17 protein-coding genes are annotated in these 17,431 nt (G+C 74.1%); 11 read left to right on the top strand and 6 right to left on the bottom strand.

Annotation, left to right across the window (positions count from 1 at the left end; all coding sequences use genetic code 11):
- Positions 1-11: 11 nt before the first annotated feature.
- From OGL89_RS13025 to OGL89_RS13015, 3 genes are read left to right on the top strand one after another with little or no spacing between them, the layout of a single operon-like run.
- The gene (locus OGL89_RS13025) at positions 12-1,241 is read left to right on the top strand and encodes a pyridoxal phosphate-dependent aminotransferase (RefSeq protein ID WP_263120583.1); all 1,230 of its coding nucleotides are present in this window, start codon (positions 12-14) and stop codon (positions 1,239-1,241) included.
- Positions 1,238-1,666, top strand: coding sequence for a GNAT family N-acetyltransferase (locus OGL89_RS13020; protein ID WP_263120582.1), 429 nt, complete (start codon positions 1,238-1,240; stop codon positions 1,664-1,666). The genes OGL89_RS13025 and OGL89_RS13020 overlap by 4 nt, the downstream gene beginning before the upstream one ends.
- Before the next feature lies 1 nt (position 1,667).
- Complete coding sequence (locus tag OGL89_RS13015) at positions 1,668-2,627, top strand: hypothetical protein (RefSeq protein WP_263120581.1); 960 nt, start codon at positions 1,668-1,670, stop codon at positions 2,625-2,627.
- On the opposite strand, the gene OGL89_RS13010 is transcribed toward OGL89_RS13015, so the two are convergent.
- The 3 genes from OGL89_RS13010 to OGL89_RS13000 all read right to left on the bottom strand — a co-directional run bounded on the left by OGL89_RS13010 (position 2,560) and on the right by OGL89_RS13000 (position 5,769).
- Complete coding sequence (locus OGL89_RS13010) at positions 2,560-3,774, bottom strand: multidrug effflux MFS transporter (protein WP_263120580.1); 1,215 nt, start codon at positions 3,772-3,774, stop codon at positions 2,560-2,562. The genes OGL89_RS13015 and OGL89_RS13010 overlap by 68 nt on opposite strands.
- 76 nt (positions 3,775-3,850) lie before the next feature.
- Positions 3,851-4,927 (bottom strand): adenylate/guanylate cyclase domain-containing protein, encoded by a 1,077-nt coding sequence (locus OGL89_RS13005; RefSeq protein ID WP_263120579.1) that lies wholly within the window; start codon positions 4,925-4,927, stop codon positions 3,851-3,853.
- On the bottom strand, positions 4,924-5,769 hold the full coding sequence (locus tag OGL89_RS13000) for a biotin--[acetyl-CoA-carboxylase] ligase (protein WP_263120578.1): 846 nt from the start codon (positions 5,767-5,769) through the stop codon (positions 4,924-4,926). Before OGL89_RS13000 ends, OGL89_RS13005 begins: the two co-directional genes overlap by 4 nt.
- Before the next feature lie 93 nt (positions 5,770-5,862).
- On the opposite strand from OGL89_RS13000, the gene OGL89_RS12995 reads away from it, so the two are divergent.
- From OGL89_RS12995 to OGL89_RS12980, 4 genes are read left to right on the top strand one after another with little or no spacing between them, the layout of a single operon-like run.
- Positions 5,863-7,476, top strand: coding sequence for an acyl-CoA carboxylase subunit beta (locus tag OGL89_RS12995; RefSeq protein WP_263120577.1), 1,614 nt, complete (start codon positions 5,863-5,865; stop codon positions 7,474-7,476).
- Positions 7,473-7,994, top strand: coding sequence for a hypothetical protein (locus OGL89_RS12990; RefSeq protein ID WP_263120576.1), 522 nt, complete (start codon positions 7,473-7,475; stop codon positions 7,992-7,994). Before OGL89_RS12995 ends, OGL89_RS12990 begins: the two co-directional genes overlap by 4 nt.
- Complete coding sequence (locus tag OGL89_RS12985; RefSeq protein WP_263120575.1) at positions 7,991-8,203, top strand: acyl-CoA carboxylase epsilon subunit; 213 nt, start codon at positions 7,991-7,993, stop codon at positions 8,201-8,203. Before OGL89_RS12990 ends, OGL89_RS12985 begins: the two co-directional genes overlap by 4 nt.
- Positions 8,204-8,213: 10 nt before the next feature.
- Complete coding sequence (locus OGL89_RS12980; protein ID WP_263120574.1) at positions 8,214-9,893, top strand: DUF885 domain-containing protein; 1,680 nt, start codon at positions 8,214-8,216, stop codon at positions 9,891-9,893.
- A 71-nt stretch (positions 9,894-9,964) separates the two neighbouring features.
- Here the strand turns inward: OGL89_RS12980 and OGL89_RS12975 are convergent, their stop codons facing one another.
- Together OGL89_RS12975 and OGL89_RS12970 are read right to left on the bottom strand one after the other, a co-directional pair.
- Positions 9,965-10,375 (bottom strand): GNAT family N-acetyltransferase, encoded by a 411-nt coding sequence (locus tag OGL89_RS12975; RefSeq protein WP_263120573.1) that lies wholly within the window; start codon positions 10,373-10,375, stop codon positions 9,965-9,967.
- 55 nt (positions 10,376-10,430) lie between these two features.
- Positions 10,431-11,087: a vitamin K epoxide reductase family protein gene (locus tag OGL89_RS12970; RefSeq protein WP_263120572.1), complete on the bottom strand. Its 657-nt coding sequence runs from the start codon at positions 11,085-11,087 to the stop codon at positions 10,431-10,433.
- Positions 11,088-11,184: 97 nt separating this feature from the next.
- On the opposite strand from OGL89_RS12970, the gene OGL89_RS12965 reads away from it, so the two are divergent.
- The 4 genes from OGL89_RS12965 to OGL89_RS12950 all read left to right on the top strand — a co-directional run bounded on the left by OGL89_RS12965 (position 11,185) and on the right by OGL89_RS12950 (position 16,089).
- Positions 11,185-11,784 (top strand): nucleoside triphosphate pyrophosphatase, encoded by a 600-nt coding sequence (locus OGL89_RS12965; RefSeq protein ID WP_263120571.1) that lies wholly within the window; start codon positions 11,185-11,187, stop codon positions 11,782-11,784.
- A 107-nt stretch (positions 11,785-11,891) separates the two neighbouring features.
- A complete protein-coding gene (locus OGL89_RS12960; protein WP_263120570.1) occupies positions 11,892-13,673 on the top strand; it encodes a biotin carboxylase N-terminal domain-containing protein in 1,782 nt (593 codons plus the stop codon).
- Positions 13,670-14,152 carry an NUDIX domain-containing protein gene (locus OGL89_RS12955; protein ID WP_263120569.1) on the top strand — a complete coding sequence of 161 codons (483 nt, stop codon included), beginning with the start codon at positions 13,670-13,672 and terminating at the stop codon, positions 14,150-14,152. Before OGL89_RS12960 ends, OGL89_RS12955 begins: the two co-directional genes overlap by 4 nt.
- Before the next feature lie 20 nt (positions 14,153-14,172).
- Entirely contained in the window at positions 14,173-16,089 is a 1,917-nt protein-coding gene (locus OGL89_RS12950; RefSeq protein WP_263120568.1) for an endonuclease/exonuclease/phosphatase family protein, read from the top strand.
- On the opposite strand, the gene OGL89_RS12945 is transcribed toward OGL89_RS12950, so the two are convergent.
- The coding region (locus tag OGL89_RS12945; RefSeq protein ID WP_263120567.1) for an NAD(P)H-quinone dehydrogenase at positions 16,086-17,431 on the bottom strand (1,346 nt) is incomplete at its 5' end. The genes OGL89_RS12950 and OGL89_RS12945 overlap by 4 nt on opposite strands.

The raw sequence follows: 17,431 nt of genomic DNA, 5'->3' as shown, positions 1-17,431 counted from the left end.
CCTCGGCGGGGATGAGCACCGACGACCTCCCCACCGGGCGCTGGCGCGACGTCGCCCACGCCACCGGCCTGATCGGCGACGACGGCAGCCCGCGCGCCACGATCTTCACCGAGATGTCCGCCCTCGCCGCCCGGACCGGGGCGATCAACCTCGGGCAGGGCTTCCCGGACGTCGACGGCCCGGAGTCGGTGAAGCGGGTGGCGGCCGAGGCGATCGCCGCCGGCGCCAACCAGTACCCGCCCGGCCCCGGCATCCCCGAGCTGTGCGCCGCGGTGTCCGCCCACCAGCAGCGGCACTACGGCCTGGCCGTCGACCCGGACCGCGAGGTGCTGATCACCACCGGCGCCACCGAGGCGCTGGCCGCGAGCATCCTCGCGCTGGCCGGACCCGGCGACGAGGTGCTCACCCTGGAACCGTTCTACGACTCCTACGCCGCCGTGATCGCGATGTCCGGCGCCCGGCACACCACCGTGCCGCTGCGACCCACCCCCGGCGGATTCCGGCTCGACCTGGACCAGCTGCACGCCGCGGTCACCGACCGCACCCGGATCATCCTGGTCAACACCCCGCACAACCCGACCGGCGCCGTGCTCGGCGCCGAGGAGCTGGCCGCGATCGTGGCCGCCGCCCGGCGACACGACGCGCTGATCCTCACCGACGAGGTCTACGAGCACCTGGTCTACGACGGCCTGCGGCACGTCCCGGTCGCCACCCTGCCCGGCGCGGCCGAGCGGACCCTGACCGTGTCCTCCGCGGGCAAGACCTTCTCGTTCACCGGCTGGAAGATCGGCTGGCTCACCGGCCCGGCCGCGCTGGTGGACGCGGTGCGGACCGTCAAGCAGTTCCTCACCTTCACCACAGGGGCGCCGTTCCAGCCCGCGATCGCGCACGCGCTGGCCCTGGAGACGCTGACCGACCCGGACTCCGGCTGGATCGCCGGGCTGGCGTCGTCGCTGGCCGCGCGGCGGGATCTGCTCACCGCGGGTCTCACCGCAGCCGGGTTCGACGTGATCCCGGCGCGGGGCACGTACTTCGTCGTCGCGGACGCCGCGCCGCTGGGGGTCCGGGACGCCGCGGCCTTCTGCCGGGAGCTGCCGGAACGGGCCGGGGTGGTCGGGGTACCGGTGAGCGCCTTCACCCGGACCCCGGGAGCGCTGCGCTCCGCGGTCCGGTTCACCTACGTCAAGCAGGAGGCGGTGCTTCACGAGGCCGTCTCCCGTCTGGGAGGGTGGCGCGCATGACCGAGTTCATCGACCTGCCCGCCGACCACCCGCTGTGGGCGCAGGCGCTGCCCGTGCTCCAGGAACTGCGGACCGAGCTGACCGCCGAGCAGCTGGCGGAGGTGATCGCCGAGGGCGCACCCCAGGGGCTGCGGTTCACCGCCGCGGTGGACGACGGCGTCGTGCGCGCCGTCGCCGGATGGCGGGTGCTGGCGAACACGCACCTGCGGCGCAAGCTCTACGTGGACGACCTCAGCACCGCCGCCGCCGAGCGCTCCCGGGGCTACGGCTCCGCGCTCCTCGGGGAGCTGGCCCGGCGCGCCCGCGAGCTGGGCTGCGCGGCGATCGACCTGGACTCCGGCGTGCACCGGTTCGACGCGCACCGGTTCTACCTGCGCGAGCGGATGCACATCTCCTCGCACCACTTCAGCCGGACGCTGGACTGACGTGCGCCGGGCGGCGGCGGTCCTGACCGGGGTGCTGGCCCTGCTGCTGACGCTGCCCGCCACGGTCGCGGCCGGCGCCCGGCCGTTGCTGCTGGACGGCGACCGGTTCGTGGTCGAGCTGACCCCGCTGGCCGCGGACCCGACCGTGCAGGAGGCGGTGGCGAACCGGATCGTGGCCGAGGCCGACCCGCTGGTCGACGCGGTGGCGGCCCGGATCCCGGTGCCCGAGTCCCGGACCGGGGCCACCGCCGCGCAGCTCACCGCGAGCGCGGCCCGGGCCCTGATCGAGCGCGCCGCGACCGGTGTGGTGGAGTCGTCCGCCTTCGGCACCCTGTGGCGGGAGGCGCTGTCCCTCACGCATCAGGAGATCGTCGCCCCGCTCGCGACCGGGTCGTCCGGCACGGTCACCCGGATCGACCCGGACGGCACGCTCGGCATCGACCTCACCCCGGTGCTGCGCGACGTGGCGCGGCAGACCCTGGCACTCGCCGGGATCGAGGACCCGACCCTGGTGGACCGGCTGCCGTCCGAGATCGTGTTCCCGGTGCTCGCCTCCGACACCCTGCGGGACCTGGTGCGCTGGACGCCCCGGGTGGTGGCCGCCGGGATCTGGCTGCCGGCGCTGTGCGGGGTCCTGGTGATCGGCAGCGTCCTGAGCGCCCGACGGCGGGTGCGCGCGGTGACACTGTGGGGTGCCGGGATCGCCGTGCTCGCCGGGTTGGCGCTGCTCGGCTACCTGATCGTCCGCGGACGGCTCGTCGACGCTGTCGGCGACGCGGTCACGCCCGGGTCGGCGGTGGGGATCGTCGCCGACACCGCGACCGACGGACTGCGCGAGCAGTGGTGGGTGCTGGTGGTGATCGGGGTGCTGGTGGCGGTCGGCGGCGCGGTGTTCAGGCGTGCGACCAGCCGCCGCGCCGGTACGCCGGGGTCGCCAGCGCCAGCACCAGCAGGGCCGTGACGGCGGCGCCGAACATCACGGTGCCCATCGCCGGCGCGTCCTCGCCGAGCAGGCCGACCAGCGGGCTGACCAGGCCGGCCACCCCCGCCTGGCAGGAGCCGATGAACGCCGCCGCGGTGCCGGCCCGCTCGCCGTGCCGGGACAGCGCGATCGCGGAGGCGTTCGGCGGGATGAAGTTCAGCACCGAGAGCAGCAGGAACAGCACGACCAGCAACCCGATCAGCCCGCCGGTGCCGGTCAGCACCAGGGCGAGCAACACCGCGGTCAGGCCGACGCACACGGGCAGCGCGGACCGGATGATCCGGATCGGCGCGACCTTGCGGACCATCGCCGCGTTGACCTGCGCCCCGGCGACCAGGCCGAGACCGTTCACCGCGAAGATCAGCGCGAACTGGTTCGCACTCAGGTCGAAGCCCTCGCGCAGCACGAACGGCGAGCCGACCACGTAGCTCATCAGCACCGCCTGGCCCAGGCCGGGCATCACCGCCAGCGCCACGAAGTGCCGGTCCCGCAGCAGCACCCGGTAGCCGCGCCACGCCCCGGCGACCGACCCGATCCGGCGCTCGGCGGGCAGGGTCTCCGGCAGCCGGAGCAGCACCACGAACCAGAGCACCACCCCGTAGACCGCCAGCGCGCCGAACACCGCGCGCCAGCCCCACTGCCCGGCGATCAGCCCGCCGACCGACGGCGCGAACAGCGGTGCGACCCCGATCACCAGCATCAGGCGGGACAGCAGCCGGGACGCGTCCGGTCCGACGAACCGGTCGCGGATCACCGCCATCGCCACCACGGTGGCCGAGGCGTTGAAGAACCCCTGGGCGGCCCGCAGCACGATCAGCGGCACGATCGCCGGGGAGACCGCGCACAGCACCGAGGTGAGCACGTGCAGCGCGACCCCGATCAGCACCGGCAGCCGGCGGCCGAACCGATCGGACAGCGGTCCGACCACCAGCTGGCCGACCGCGCCGCCGACCATCATGCAGGTGATGGTCAGCTGCGCCATCGTCCCGCTGGTGTGCAGGTCGCGCGCCACGTCGGGCAGCGAGGGCAGGTAGATGTCGGTGGAGATCGCCGGGAGGGCGGTCATCACACCGAGCATGAGGACGTACTTGGCGGTGTTGCGGCTGACCGGGGTGTGGGAGTTCATCTCGTGCGCCATGGTCCCACGCGGCAGCACAGGCCCGCGAATCGATTCGACCCCTCGCGGTCGAACCGGCCGGCGCTCAGATCCGGTCGACCCGCACCGGCGCCATCCGGCCGATGCCCTCCAGCTCGCGCTCCGGCAGCTCGGTCAGCTGCACCCCGGGGTCCCCCGCGAGCAGCCGCGCGGTCGCCGGATCGGTGAGCACGGTGGACGGCTCCGCGATGTCGGTCAGCCGGGCCGCCACGTTCACCGACGGACCGAAGACGTCGCCGAACCGGGACAGCACCCGGCCCCACACCACGCTGACCCGGACCGGGGTCACGCCGCGAGCGCCCTCGGCCAGTCCGCCGACCGCCCGCTCCCGCTCCACGTCCAGGTCGCCGCCCAGCACCCGGGCCAGCTCGATCGCCACCCGGGCACCGGTCCGGATGTCGTCAGCGACGAACAGCACCGCGTCGCCGATGGTCTTGACCACCCGGCCGCCGGTGGCGGTCACCACGTCCCGGACCACGGTCTCGAACCGCTGCACGAAGTCGGACAGGTCCGTCGATCCCAGTCCCGCGGTGCGCCGGGTGAACGACACCATGTCCGCGAAGCCCACCGCCCGGGCCAGCGGCAGCGCGGTCGGGTCGGTCTCCCCCGCGCCGCCGTCCGCGAACTCCACCGCGTACCGCCCGGCGATCGCCGCCAGCTGCCGCCGGTAGGAGTGCACCAGCTGCGCCACCAGCACCGGGGCGAGCTCGTCGATCTCGTCCAGCACCGCACGCCGGGCCGCCGGGTCGTCCATCCCGCGCCGGGTGGCCATGTCCTCCACCAGTGCCTCGACCTGCCACAGCGCGAGCCGGTCACCGGTGTGCCCGAGCGCCCGGGTCAGGGAGATCATCGTGTGCTGGTCGACCTTGCCCTCCCGCAGCAGCGCCATCGTGCGCTCGACCGCCTCGGCGTCGGCGCAGGTGAAGGCGATGTCGTCCGCGTCGGGGTGCGGAAGACCCAGCGTCCGCCAGTAGAGCCGGACCAGATCCAGCTCCACCCCGGAACGTTCGGCCAGGTCACGCAGGGTGAGGGTGCGCGGACCACCGAGCAGCGCGGCATCCAGCCGTGCGGCCCGCTGGGCGGAGGTGGAGGTCGTCGCCCCGTCGATTCCCTGCTCGGTCACTCGCCCGAGCCTAGTTCACCGCGCGGCCGGACGTGACGCAGGTCACCGGCGGAGAGCGTGCGCAGACTCCCGTCCGGGCCACGGACCCGCAGGGAGCCGTCGGCGTCGATCGACTCGGCGCGACCGGTGAGCCGCCCGCCGTCGGGCAGATCGGCCTCGATGTCGGTGCCGAGGGTGAGGCATCGGTCCCGGACCTCGTCCTCGGTCGCAGCGGATCGTGGGGCGCCGGTCAGCGCCACCACCTCCCGGGCCACCGCGATCAGCAGCGCGGTGCGGTCGACGACCCCGGCCCCGGCGGCGCGCAGCGACACCGCGTGCGGCACCGGGAGCTCCGCCGGACTCTGGTCGACGTTGATCCCGATCCCGGCGATCACCAGGTCGCCCACCGCCTCGGTGAGGATGCCGACCGCCTTGCGGTGCCCGCCCCAGCCCGGCGCCGACCTCCGCTCCGCGTCCGGCACCAGGACGTCGTTCGGCCACTTCAGCGCAGGGGCCAGGCCCGCGACCTGCTCGATCGCCCGGCAGACCGCCACCCCGGTCAGCAACGGCAGCCAGCCCCAGGTGTCCCGGGGCCGCGGGGGCCGGACCGCGATCGACACGGTCAGCGCCGCACCCGCCGGGGTCTGCCAGTCGTGCCCGGCCCTGCCGCGCCCGGCCTGCTGGTGCTCAGCGCTGAGCAGCACCGGGCCCGTCCAGTCCTGGTCGCGCAGCCGTTCCCGGAGCACCGTGTTGGTGGAACCGGCCGTGTCGAGCAGCACGATCCCGCCTCGCATCACCGGCGCCAGCTGCTCCTGCACCCGAGCGGTGTCCAACGGTCGGCGCGAGGCGGGCATCCGGGTCATGCGCGCCATTGTGGCAACCCCACAGGCCGGCCGGCCGAGCGCTGCGCCCATTCCGCACTGTCCGGAGACCGGCGGCGAACTACGCTCGGGCGGGTGACTGACCCTTCGCAGCCCACGACGCCCCGCGGCACCGCCGCCAAGCTGGCCGACCTCGCCGACCGCCACCGCCGCGCGGTGACCGACGCGGAGGAGAACGCCACCGCCAAGCAGCACGCCCGCGGCAAGCACACCGCCCGGGAGCGGGTGGAGCAGCTGCTCGACCCCGGCTCGTTCACCGAGATCGACGCCTTCGTCCGGCACCGGTCGACCAACTTCGGCCTGGACGCCAAGCGGATCCCCGGCGACGGGGTCGTGGTCGGGCACGGCACGGTGGACGGTCGGCCGGTCGCGGTCTACTCCCAGGACTTCACCGTATTCGGCGGCAGCCTGGGCGAGGTGCACGGTCAGAAGATCACCAAGGTGATGGACCTGGCGCTGCGCACCGGTGTCCCGCTGATCGGCATCTCCGACGGCGGCGGCGCCCGGATCCAGGAGGGTGTGGCCGGGCTGACCCAGTTCGCCGAGATCTTCCGGCGCAACGTCGCCGCCTCCGGTGTGATCCCGCAGATCAGCCTCATCCTCGGCCCGTCGGCGGGTGGCGCGGTGTACTCCCCCGCCCTGACCGACTTCATCGTGATGGCCGACGGCACCTCCAACATGTTCATCACCGGCCCGGACGTGATCCGCGCGGTCACCGGTGAGGACGTCGGCTTCGAGGAGCTCGGCGGGGCGACCACGCACAACACCCGCTCCGGGGTCGCGCACTACCTGGCCGCCGACGAGGACGACGCCCTGGACTACGTGCGCCAGCTGGTCGGCTACCTGCCGCAGAACAACCTCTCCGACCCGCCGGTCTGGCCGGTCGACGAGGACGCCGCCGACGAGGCCACCGACGTGACCGACGCCGACCTGGAACTGGACGTCCTGGTCCCGGACTCGGACAACCAGCCCTACGACATGCGCACCGTGGTCGAGCACGTGCTGGACGACGGCGAGCTGCTCGAGGTGCAGCCGCTGTTCGCCCGGAACGTGCTGATCGGCTTCGGCCGGGTCGAGGGCCGCTCGGTCGGCGTCGTCGCCAACCAGCCGCTCACCATGGCCGGCACCCTGGACATCGACGCCGCGGAGAAGGCCGCCCGGTTCGTGCGGACCTGCGACGCGTTCAACATCCCGGTGCTGACCTTCGTGGACGTGCCCGGCTTCCTGCCCGGCACCGACCAGGAGTGGAACGGCATCATCCGGCGCGGTGCCAAGCTGATCTACGCCTACGCCGAGGCCACCGTCCCGCTCGTCACCGTGATCACCCGCAAGGCGTACGGTGGCGCCTACATCGTGATGGGGTCCAAGCAGCTCGGCGCGGACGTCAACCTGGCCTGGCCCACCGCGCAGATCGCCGTGATGGGGGCCGGCGGCGCGGTGAACATCCTGCAGCGCGGGGCGCTCAAGCAGGTCGCCGAGGCCGGTGGGGATGTCGACGCCGAGCGTGCCCGCCTCACCAGCGAGTACGAGGAGGCCATCGTGAACCCCTGGGACGCCGCCGACCGCGGCTACGTCGACGCGGTGATCGCACCCGCGCAGACCCGCTCGCAGATCGTCCGGGCCCTGCGCCTGCTGCGCACCAAGCGCGCCGAGCTGCCCGCCAAGAAGCACGGGAACATCCCGCTGTGAGCGAGGCACACGACCCCGCTCCGCTGTCCGGCGTCGACCCCGCGCCCTTCCACCAGCTGGTGGACGAGCTCGCGGCCACCCTGCACTCCTACGTGGACACCGCCGTCGGGGTGCGCGCCGAGTTCGGCTCCACCGAGGCGGACGAGGACCCCCGGGTACTGGCCCTGGAGTCCGAGGTCGGCGGCCTCAACGCCCGGATCTACGACCTGCTGCACGAGCGGCTGGGCCTGCACCCGGAGCTGACCGGGATGATCTGGGCGGGCGACGAGCCGGACCACCACGACCCCGACGAGCGCGTCTCGGTCGACGAGTTCCACCTGGGGTTCGTGGTCGGCCTGCCGCCCGAGCCCACCGACCAGACCGCCGAGGCCGCCCTCGGCCTGATCGACGACGCCGGCGCCGACCTGGTCGAACGGCTGATCGCCGCGGGCTTCAGCGTGCAGGAGTGGGGCAGCTCGCGCGGCGCGCCGGTCGGGTTCGACGACGAGGACACCGACGACGACGGGGGCGCGCTGTGAGCGATCTGCCGCACGTGCGGGTGGTCCGCGGCACCCCCGACGACGTCGAGCTGGCCGCGCTGGTGGCCGGCCTGGTCGCCGCGGCGGTCCACGAGGACACGCCGGAGGACGAGCCGTCGGCCGCCTGGTCCGACCGCGCCCGTGGCCTGCGCGGTGCCCGCGCGCAGTGGCACCGGGGTCCCGACGCCTGGCGGTGGAGCGCGCGTTAGGGTCGGTCGGGTGAACCCCCGTCCTGAGACCGCGATCGACCGGATCGCCGACGCCTACGTCCAGACCTTCGCCGCCCTCGACCCGGAGACCGCCACCGCGCTCGGCATCCCGGGTCACGACGACGAGATGACCGACCACTCCCCGGCCGGGCTGCAGGCTCGCGCCGACGCGGCCCGCCACACCCTGCGCGAGCTGGACGCCGCCGCCCCCGCGGACGACACCGACCGCGTCACCCTCGCCGCCATGCGCGAGCGCCTCGGCCTGGAGCTGGAGCTGCACGAGTCGGGCGAGCTGGAGCGCGAGCTGAACAACATCGCCTCGCCGGTGCAGGGCATGCGCGACGTCTTCGACCTCATGCCCACCGACGGCGCCGAGGCCTGGGCCACGATCGGCCGCCGGCTGTCTGCGGTGCCGCAGTCCGCGTCCGGCTACGTCGAGTCCCTGCGGAGCTCCGCCGCCGCGGGCCGGATCCCGGCGATCCGCCAGGTGCGCGAGGCGATCGCGCAGGCCGAGGAGCTGGCGGACCCGGCCACCTCGTTCTTCACCCAGTACGTCGACGGCGAACAGGCGCACGCCGCGGTCGCCCAGGACTCCGCGCTCGCCGGTGCGCTGGACCAGGGCGCCAAGGCCGCACGCGGCGCCTACGCCGAGCTGGCCGCCTTCCTCCGGGACGAGCTCGCGCCCCGGGCCCCCGAGCAGGACGCGGTCGGCCGCGAGCGGTACGCGCTCTGGTCCCGCTACTTCCTGGGTGCCACGATCGACCTGGAGGAGACCTACCAGTGGGGCCTGGAGGAGCTGGCCCGGGTGGTCGCCGAGCAGGAGCAGGTCGCCGCGGAGATCGCCGGCCCCGGTGCCACGGTCGAGCAGGCCGTCGCCGCGCTGGACGCCGACCCGGCCCGCCGCCTGGAGGGCACCGCTGCCCTGCAGGAGTGGATGCAGCGCACCGCCGACGAGGCGGTCACCGCCCTGGACGGCACCCACTTCACGATCGCCCGGCCGCTGCACGCCCTGGAGTGCATGATCGCGCCGACCCAGAACGGCGGGATCTACTACACCGGTCCGAGCGACGACTTCAGCCGTCCCGGCCGGATGTGGTGGTCCGTGCCGCCGGGCGTGACGACCTTCAACACCTGGCGGGAGAAGACCACCGTCTACCACGAGGGCGTCCCGGGTCATCACCTGCAGATCGGGCAGGCGGTGTACCAGCGCGAGCAGCTGAACTCCTGGCGCCGGCTGGCCTGCTGGGTCTCCGGTCACGGCGAGGGCTGGGCGCTGTACTCCGAGCGGCTGATGGCCGACCTCGGCTTCCTGGACGACGCCGGGGACCGGCTCGGCATGCTGGACGGCCAGCGGATGCGCGCCGCCCGCGTCGTGCTCGACCTGGGCGTGCACCTGGGTCTGGCCGCACCGGCCGAGTGGGGCGGCGGCACCTGGGACGCCGACAAGGCCTGGGAGTTCCTCAGGGCGAACGTCAACATGGACGAGGACTTCGTCCGGTTCGAGCTCAACCGTTACCTGGGGTGGCCCGGTCAGGCACCGTCCTACAAGATCGGCCAGCGGATCTGGGAGCAGACCCGCGACGCCGTCGCCGCCCGCGAGGGTGCGGCCTTCGACCTGCGCACCTTCCACGAGCGCGCGCTGAACCTCGGCGCCCTGCCCCTGGACGTGCTGCGGGACGCGCTGGCCTGACCCGCGCACGACCAGACCCCGATCCGCGCGGGCGGACGACCGGCGCGGATCGGGGCCCTGTGCCGCGGGAGCTACCCGACGGTGAAGTCGATCCAGGCGTCGGCAGGCAGATCGGGCCGGCCCGGGACGCGTCGGTGGCCGAGTCGCCAGTGCCGGTCCGCACGAGCCGCCACCGCCGGCCACAACCGGGATGCCACCGTGTTGCCGTCCTGCAACGCGACCGCCCAGCGCCCCGGGTACGCGCCCGTCACCCGCTCGACAGCGGCGCGTCCCAGCCCGCGACGGCGGGCGCCGTTCACGATGAAGAAGCTGCTGAGGATCCGGACGTCGGCGTCGAGTCCCCGGACGACCGCGAACCCCGCGGGAGCCGTCCCCGACCGGACCAGGAAGGCCGCCCAGGCAGGATCCGACCGGGCGGCATCGAGCCGCTCCTGCCGGAAGCGACTGGATCCACAGGACTGGTCAGACGAGACGACCTCCACCCGGAAGGGCGGAGGTCGTCTCCTCGGTGTACCGCCCGGGGCGGGCTCGCGCGGGTCAGAGGAAGGACGGGCCGTACTTGAACAGCACCATCGCGGCGAACAGCACCAGCCACGCGATGGTGAGGTACCAGTCGGTCCCCCCGGCCACCAGGTCGCGCGCCCACTGACCGATCCGCAGATGACCGTCGCGGATGTTCCACCGGGTCAGACCGGCGAACACCAGGGTGGTGGTCACGGTGATCAGCAGGCACCAGGGGCACAGGACGCCGATGTCGAAGTAGGCCTGCAGGAACAGCCAGTACGCGAAGAACAACGCGATCGTGTAGAGCGCCTGGGTGCCGAGCATGAACCAGCGCGGGAACCGGACCCGGCCGATCGCCGCCACCGCGATCGTGATGACGACGACCTCGAAGGCGATCCCGAGGAAGGCGTTCGGGAACCCCAGCAGGTTCGCCTGCCAGGTCTTGGCGACGGTGCCGCAGGAGATCACCTCGTTGAGGTCGCAGCCCAGCACGACGTCCGGGTCCTTCGCGATCCGCCACGCCTCGATCGACAGCACGAAGGACGTGAACAGGCCGAGCAGTCCGGAGACCAACATCTCGATGTTGGTGCGGCGCCGCCAGCGGTAGCGCTCCTCGGAGGCGGGGTCGTCGCCGACGGTCAGGGCCTCGGGCCGGTCGTCGGTCAGCTCGTCGTCGGTCACAGCGGTCATCGTCGCACCCTCCCCTGGGGAATCCCGGACAATCGTCGCGGATCGCCCGGACGGCCGCCTCGGACGAATGTCCTGATCCGCGCCTAGGCTCACCCGCGTGGACCTGTTGCTCGCCTCCGCCTCCCCCGCCCGCCGCGCCACCCTGCGCGCGGCCGGCATCGAACCGGTCGTCGCGGTCTCCGCCGTGGACGAGCCCGCCGTCCTCGCTGCCGCCGGACCGGTCGCCCCGGCCGAGGCGGTGCTGGTGCTCGCCCGCGCCAAGGCGCGCGACGTGGCCGCCGGGTACCCGGACTCCCTGGTGCTGGGCTGCGACTCCATGCTCGAGCTGGACGGCCAGGTCCTGGGCAAGCCCGCCGACGCGGCGGACGCGGTCGAGCGCTGGCGGGCGATGCGCGGGCGGGCGGCGGTGCTGCACACCGGGCACTGGCTGATCCGGGGCGAGACCCAGCTCGGCGCCACCAGCTCGACAACGGTGCGCTTCGCGGACGTCACCGACGCCGAGGTCACGGCCTACGTCGCCACCGGGGAACCGCTGCACGTCGCGGGGGCGTTCACCATCGACGGGCTGGGCGGCGCGTTCGTCACCGGGGTGGAGGGCGACCACCACGGCGTGATCGGCCTCAGCCTGCCGCTGCTGCGCGAGCTGCTCGGCCGGGTCGGCCTGTCGATCACCGACCTGTGGAACCGGGTCTCCTGAGGATTCCGACAAGTCCGCTCCGGGGGCTCTTGGACGGTTCTGCCAGAGTTCGCCCCCCAGGCCCCGCCGGGTCGCCGCCCGAGGGGGGCCGCGCGTTACGGTGAGCCGTGCCCCGTATCTCCAAGGTGCTGATCGCCAACCGTGGTGAGATCGCCGTCCGTGTCGCCCGTGCCTGCCGCGATGCCGGCCTCGGCTCCGTCGCCGTCTACGCCGACTCCGACCGCGAGGCGCCGCATGTGCGCCTGGCCGACGAGGCCTACGCCCTGGACGGCGCCCGCGCGGCCGAGACCTACCTCGACATCGCGAAGCTGCTCGACGTCGCCCGGCGCTCCGGCGCCGACGCCGTGCACCCCGGTTACGGCTTCCTGTCCGAGAACGCCGAGTTCGCGCAGGCGGTGATCGACGCCGGCCTGATCTGGATCGGCCCGCCGCCCGCCGCGATCACCTCGCTGGGGGACAAGGTGAGCGCCCGGCACATCGCCCAGCGCGCCGGTGCCCCGCTGGTGGCCGGGACGCCCGACCCGGTGTCCGGCCCGCAGGAGGTGCACGCCTTCGTCGCCGAGCACGGACTCCCGGTCGCGATCAAGGCCGCGTTCGGCGGTGGCGGTCGCGGTCTCAAGGTCGCCCGCACCTCCGAGGAGATCGACGAGCTCTACGACTCCGCGGTACGCGAGGCCACCGCGGCCTTCGGACGGGGCGAGTGCTTCGTCGAGCGCTACCTGGACCGTCCGCGGCACGTCGAGACCCAGTGCCTGGCCGACGAGCACGGCACCGTGGTCGTGGTCTCCACCCGGGACTGCTCGCTGCAGCGCCGGCACCAGAAGCTGGTCGAGGAGGCCCCGGCGCCCTATCTGACCGACGACCAGCGCGCCCGCCTGGTCGAGTCCTCGCAGGCCATCCTGCGCGAGGCCGGCTACGTCGGCGCCGGGACCTGTGAGTTCCTGGTCGCGGTCGACGGCACCATCTCCTTCCTGGAGGTGAACACCCGCCTGCAGGTCGAGCACCCGGTCACCGAGGAGATCAGCGGCATCGACCTGGTCCGCGAGCAGTTCCGGATCGCCGACGGCGAGGCGCTGGGCTACGACCACGTCGAGACCCGCGGCCACTCCTTCGAGTTCCGGATCAACGGCGAGGACCCGGCGGCGAACTTCCTGCCCTCCCCCGGCCGGATCGGCACCCTGCGGCTGCCCACCGGCCCCGGGGTCCGCGCGGACTTCGGCGTGGTCGAGGGCGACTCGGTCTCCGGCGCCTTCGACTCGATGATCGGCAAGCTGATCGTCACCGGCGCCACCCGCACGCAGGCCGCCCAACGCGCCCGGCGTGCCCTGGCCGAGATGGAGGTGGCCGGCATCCCGACCGTGCTGCCGTTCCACCGCGCGGTGATGGAGTCCGAGGCCTTCGTGCCGGCCGAGGGGTCCACCCCGTTCGCGGTGCACACCCGCTGGATCGAGACCGAGTTCGCCGACCAGCTGTCCGGTCTCACCGCCGCCGCGCCGGCCACCGCCACCGAGGACGACTCCGAGCCCACCGAGCTGGAGCGGGTCGTGGTCGAGGTCGGCGGCAAGCGGTTGGAGGTCGTGCTGCCCGCGGCCCTGGCCGCCCGCGCCGGCCGGCGTGCCGCACCCAAGCGCCCGGCCGCCCGCCGGGCCGGTGCCCGCGCCGCCGCCGGGGTCTCCGGCACCCGCCTCACCTCGCCCATGCAGGGCACCATCGTGAAGGTCGCGGTCGAGGACGGCGCCGCGGTGGCCGAGGGCGACCTGATCGTCGTCCTGGAGGCGATGAAGATGGAGCAGCAGCTGGTGGCGCACAAGGCCGGGACCGTCTCCGGCCTGAGCGCCGCGGTGGGCGCCACCGTCAGCTCCGGCGCGGTGATCTGCGACATCGCATGACCCCCCGGCCCGGCGACGGCTGGGTGGACTGCCGCTGCGGCCACCGGCACTGGGGGCTGCACGGAGCGGCGGGTCTGCTCCTGGCCCGCCGTGGACCGCACCCGGCCGTGGTGCTGCAGCACCGCGCGGAGTGGACGCACCAGGGCGGGACCTGGGGCATCCCCGGCGGCGCCCGCGAACCGCAGGAGTCCGCCACCGAGGGTGCACTGCGCGAGGCCGCCGAGGAAGCCGGCATCGACCCGTCGCTGCTCCGGATCGTCGGGGAGCACGTGCTGGACCACGGCGACTGGAGCTACACCACGGTGCTCGCGGTCCTCACCGTGCCCGACGCCGAGGTCCGGCCGACCGACGCGGAGAGCGCCGAGATCCGCTGGGTCCCGCTGGAGGAGGTCGACCGACGACCGTTGCACTCCGGGTTCGCCGAGGCCTGGCCGCTGCTGCGCCCGCGGATCGAGGCCGCGATCGAGGCGGAGAGCTGAGCCGACGGTAGGTTGCTCCGGTGAGCACTCCCGAGGACTCGACCCGCCCGCCCGACGCGGGGATCGCCAGCCGGGTCGCGCTGGTCGCCGTCGTCACCCTGCTCGCGGTCGACGCGATCCGTGCCTCGGGGCCGGTGCTCGACCGGGCGTTCACCGTCGGCACCCTGACCGTCGCCGCCACCGCGATCGGCACCTACCTGATCGCGCCGGGCCTGTTCAGCGCCCTGTGGCTGACGCTGACCCGGCGCCGCGGCTCCGGCGTCCTGCTCGCGGTCTCCGTGCTCGGCGCCGCCCGGCTGGCGACCCAGCTGCTGACCGACCAGGCCCGGTTCGCCGCCGGACTGCTCACCGCCGCACTGGCGATCACCGCCCTGGTGCTGAGCGTCGCGCGCGCTGCGGGCCGGGCCGCCGGCGGGCGCCAGGCCGCGATCGGGATCGTGCTCGGCATCGGCGTCTCGGTCGGGGTGCAGACCGTGCTGCGCACCTGGGACCCGCTGTGGCGTGGCGGGCTGACCGGCGTCCTCTGGGCCGTCCTGCTGGTGGGCGCGGCGGTCGCGCTGGCCGCGCTGGGCCGTCGGGAGCCCGCGGAGGGCCGGCCGCGCCGCACCTGGGCGCTCGGCCCGGCGCTGGCCCTGATCGTGATGGTGCTGGCCGACCCCGCGTTCGTGGCCGCCCAGTCCGGCGTCGGTCTGGTGCTGGCCGCCGCCGTGCTGGTGCTGAGCGCCGCCGCCACGGTCTGGGTGCTGTTGGTGCCCGACGTGCTCACGCCCGCGATCCGGGTGGTGTGCGCGGTGGCGCTGCCGATCCTGGTGGCGCTGGCCTTCCTGCTGCCGGATGTGGTGGCGCTGGTCGCCGCCGGCCTGGCCCAGATCGCCACCGGCGTGGTGCTGGCCGGGTCGCTGAGCACCCGGCGCCCCGCTCCGCCCGGGATCGCCCGGACCGCCGTCGCCACCGCCGGGGTGGGCGGCCTCCTGGTGCTGGTCCTGCTGGTCTACCTGCTCGACTACGACGTCCCGCTCGGCATCGACAATGCCTGGGTCGTGGTGGCCGGTGCCGTCCTGCTCGCCCTGTCCGGGCTGCGACGCACCACCCCCGGCGTCGCCCCTTCCACCGGCGAGGGGCCGGTCGCCCCGCCGCTGCGGGCCAATGCGCTGCGCCTGCTGGTGCTGCCGTCGGTGCTGCTGCTCCTGGTCGGCTGGTGGCGTCCTTGGGCCGGGGACCCCGCGGTCGCGGACGACGACGGGTTCCGGGTGCTGGACTGGAACCTGCACTACGGCGTCGCCCTGGACACCCGGGTCGACCTGGAGCAGATCGCCCGGACCATCGAGGCGGAGCAGCCCGACGTGGTGGCGCTGCAGGAGGTCGCGCGCGGCTGGGTGCTCGGCGGCGGCGTGGACATGGCCACCTGGCTGGCGGAGCGGCTGGACATGGAGGTGGCGTTCGCGCCCGCCGCGGACCGGCAGTTCGGCAACGTCCTGCTGTCCCGCACGCCGCTCACCGACGTCCAGGTGATCGAGCTGCCCTACGGCGAGGGCCCGCAGCAGCGGTCCGCGCTCACCGCGCGGGTCCAGGCCGACGACGGCAGCTGGGTGCGCGTCACCTCGGTGCACCTGCAGCACCGGGACGAGAACACCGCCACCCGGCTCGCGCAGCTGGACGCGCTGACCGCCGCGCTGCCGGACGACGGACCGAGTGTGCTGGCCGGGGACTTCAACGCCGAGCCGGGGTGGCCGGAACCGGAGCGGCTGACCGGAGCCGGGTGGGTCAGCGCGATCGACGCCGTCGGCGATCCCGACGCGCTGACCTACCCGAGCGTCGATCCGCAGGTGCGGATCGACTGGATCCTCGGGCGGCAGGTGACGTTCACCGACGCACGCGTGCTGGACGCCGACCCCTCCGATCACCGCGCGGTGGTGGTGGACGTCGCGCCGCGCTAGTCCTCCGGGTGGTGCAGCACCCGCGCGACCTCCGCGATCGACCCGGACAGCGACGGGTACACCGTGAACGCCGAGGCCACGTCGTCCACGGTCAGCCCGTGCGCCACCGCCAGCGTGATCGGGAAGATCAGCTCGCTGGCGCGTGGCGCGACGACCACCCCGCCCAGCACGGTGCCGGACACCGGGTGCGCGAACAGCTTCACGAACCCGTCCCGGACCCCGAGCATCTTGGCCCGCGGGTTGCGGGCCAGCGGCAGGGTGTTGGTGACGAAGTGCGCGCCCCGCTCGGTCAGGGACACCTCGCTGCCGCCGACGGTCGCGATCTCCGGCGCGGTGAAGATGTTGGCCGCCACCGAGCGCAGCGACAGCGGGCTCACCGCGTCGCCCAGAGCGTGCGACATGGCGATCCGGCCCTGCATCGCGGCGACCGAGGCCAACGGCAGCACCCCGGTGACGTCCCCGGCGGCGTAGACCCCACGGGCGGCGGTCCGGGACACCTTGTCCACCTCGATGTGACCGCTGCGGGTGGTCCGCACCCCGGCGGTCTCCAGGCCGAGGTCCGTGCTGTTCGGCACCGACCCGACCGCGAGCAGCACGTGCGAGCCCTCGATCACCCGGTCGTCGGCGAGGGTCACCCGGACCCCGTCGGCGGTGCGTGCGGCGGCGACCGCCCGCGAGCGCGGCACCACCTCCATCCCCCGGGAGCGGAACACCTCCTCCAGCATCTCCGCGGCGTCGGCGTCCTCCCCCGGCAGCACCCGGTCCCGGCTGGAGACCAGCACGACCTGCGAGCCCAGCGAGACGTACGCCCCGGCGAACTCCGCACCGGTCACACCGGAGCCGACCACGATCAGCCGCTCGGGCAGCGCCTCCAGCCGGTACAGCTGGGTCCAGGTCAGGATCCGCTCCCCGTCCGGCTGGGCGTCCGGCAGGGTGCGCGGGGTGGCACCGGTGGCGAGCAGGACGGCATCGGCCCGCAGCTCATCGCCGTCGACCAGCACCCGGTCCGGGCCGGACAGCCGCGCGTGGCCGGTCAGCACCTCCACGCCCTCCCGCTCCAGCCGGGTCAGGATGTCCCGGGACTGTGCGGCGGCCAGGTCGCGCACCCGGGCGTTGACCTGGACCATGTCGATCGAGTGCCGCCGCTCCCCCGCAGCGGCCGGGCCCTCCTCGGTGCCCGCGGGCACGTCGACCCGGATGCCGAGCTCGGGGGCGCGTTCGGCGATGGTCATCCACTCCGCGGTGGCGATCAGTGTCTTGGACGGCACGACGTCCGTCAGCACCGCGGCGCCACCGAGCCCGGAGCGCTCGACCACCGTGACCTCCGCACCCAGTCGACGGG

Source organism: Cellulomonas sp. RIT-PI-Y (assembly GCF_025642745.1).
GTDB lineage: Bacteria > Actinomycetota > Actinomycetes > Actinomycetales > Cellulomonadaceae > Cellulomonas.
This window is presented reverse-complemented; position numbering and strand designations above follow the sequence as displayed.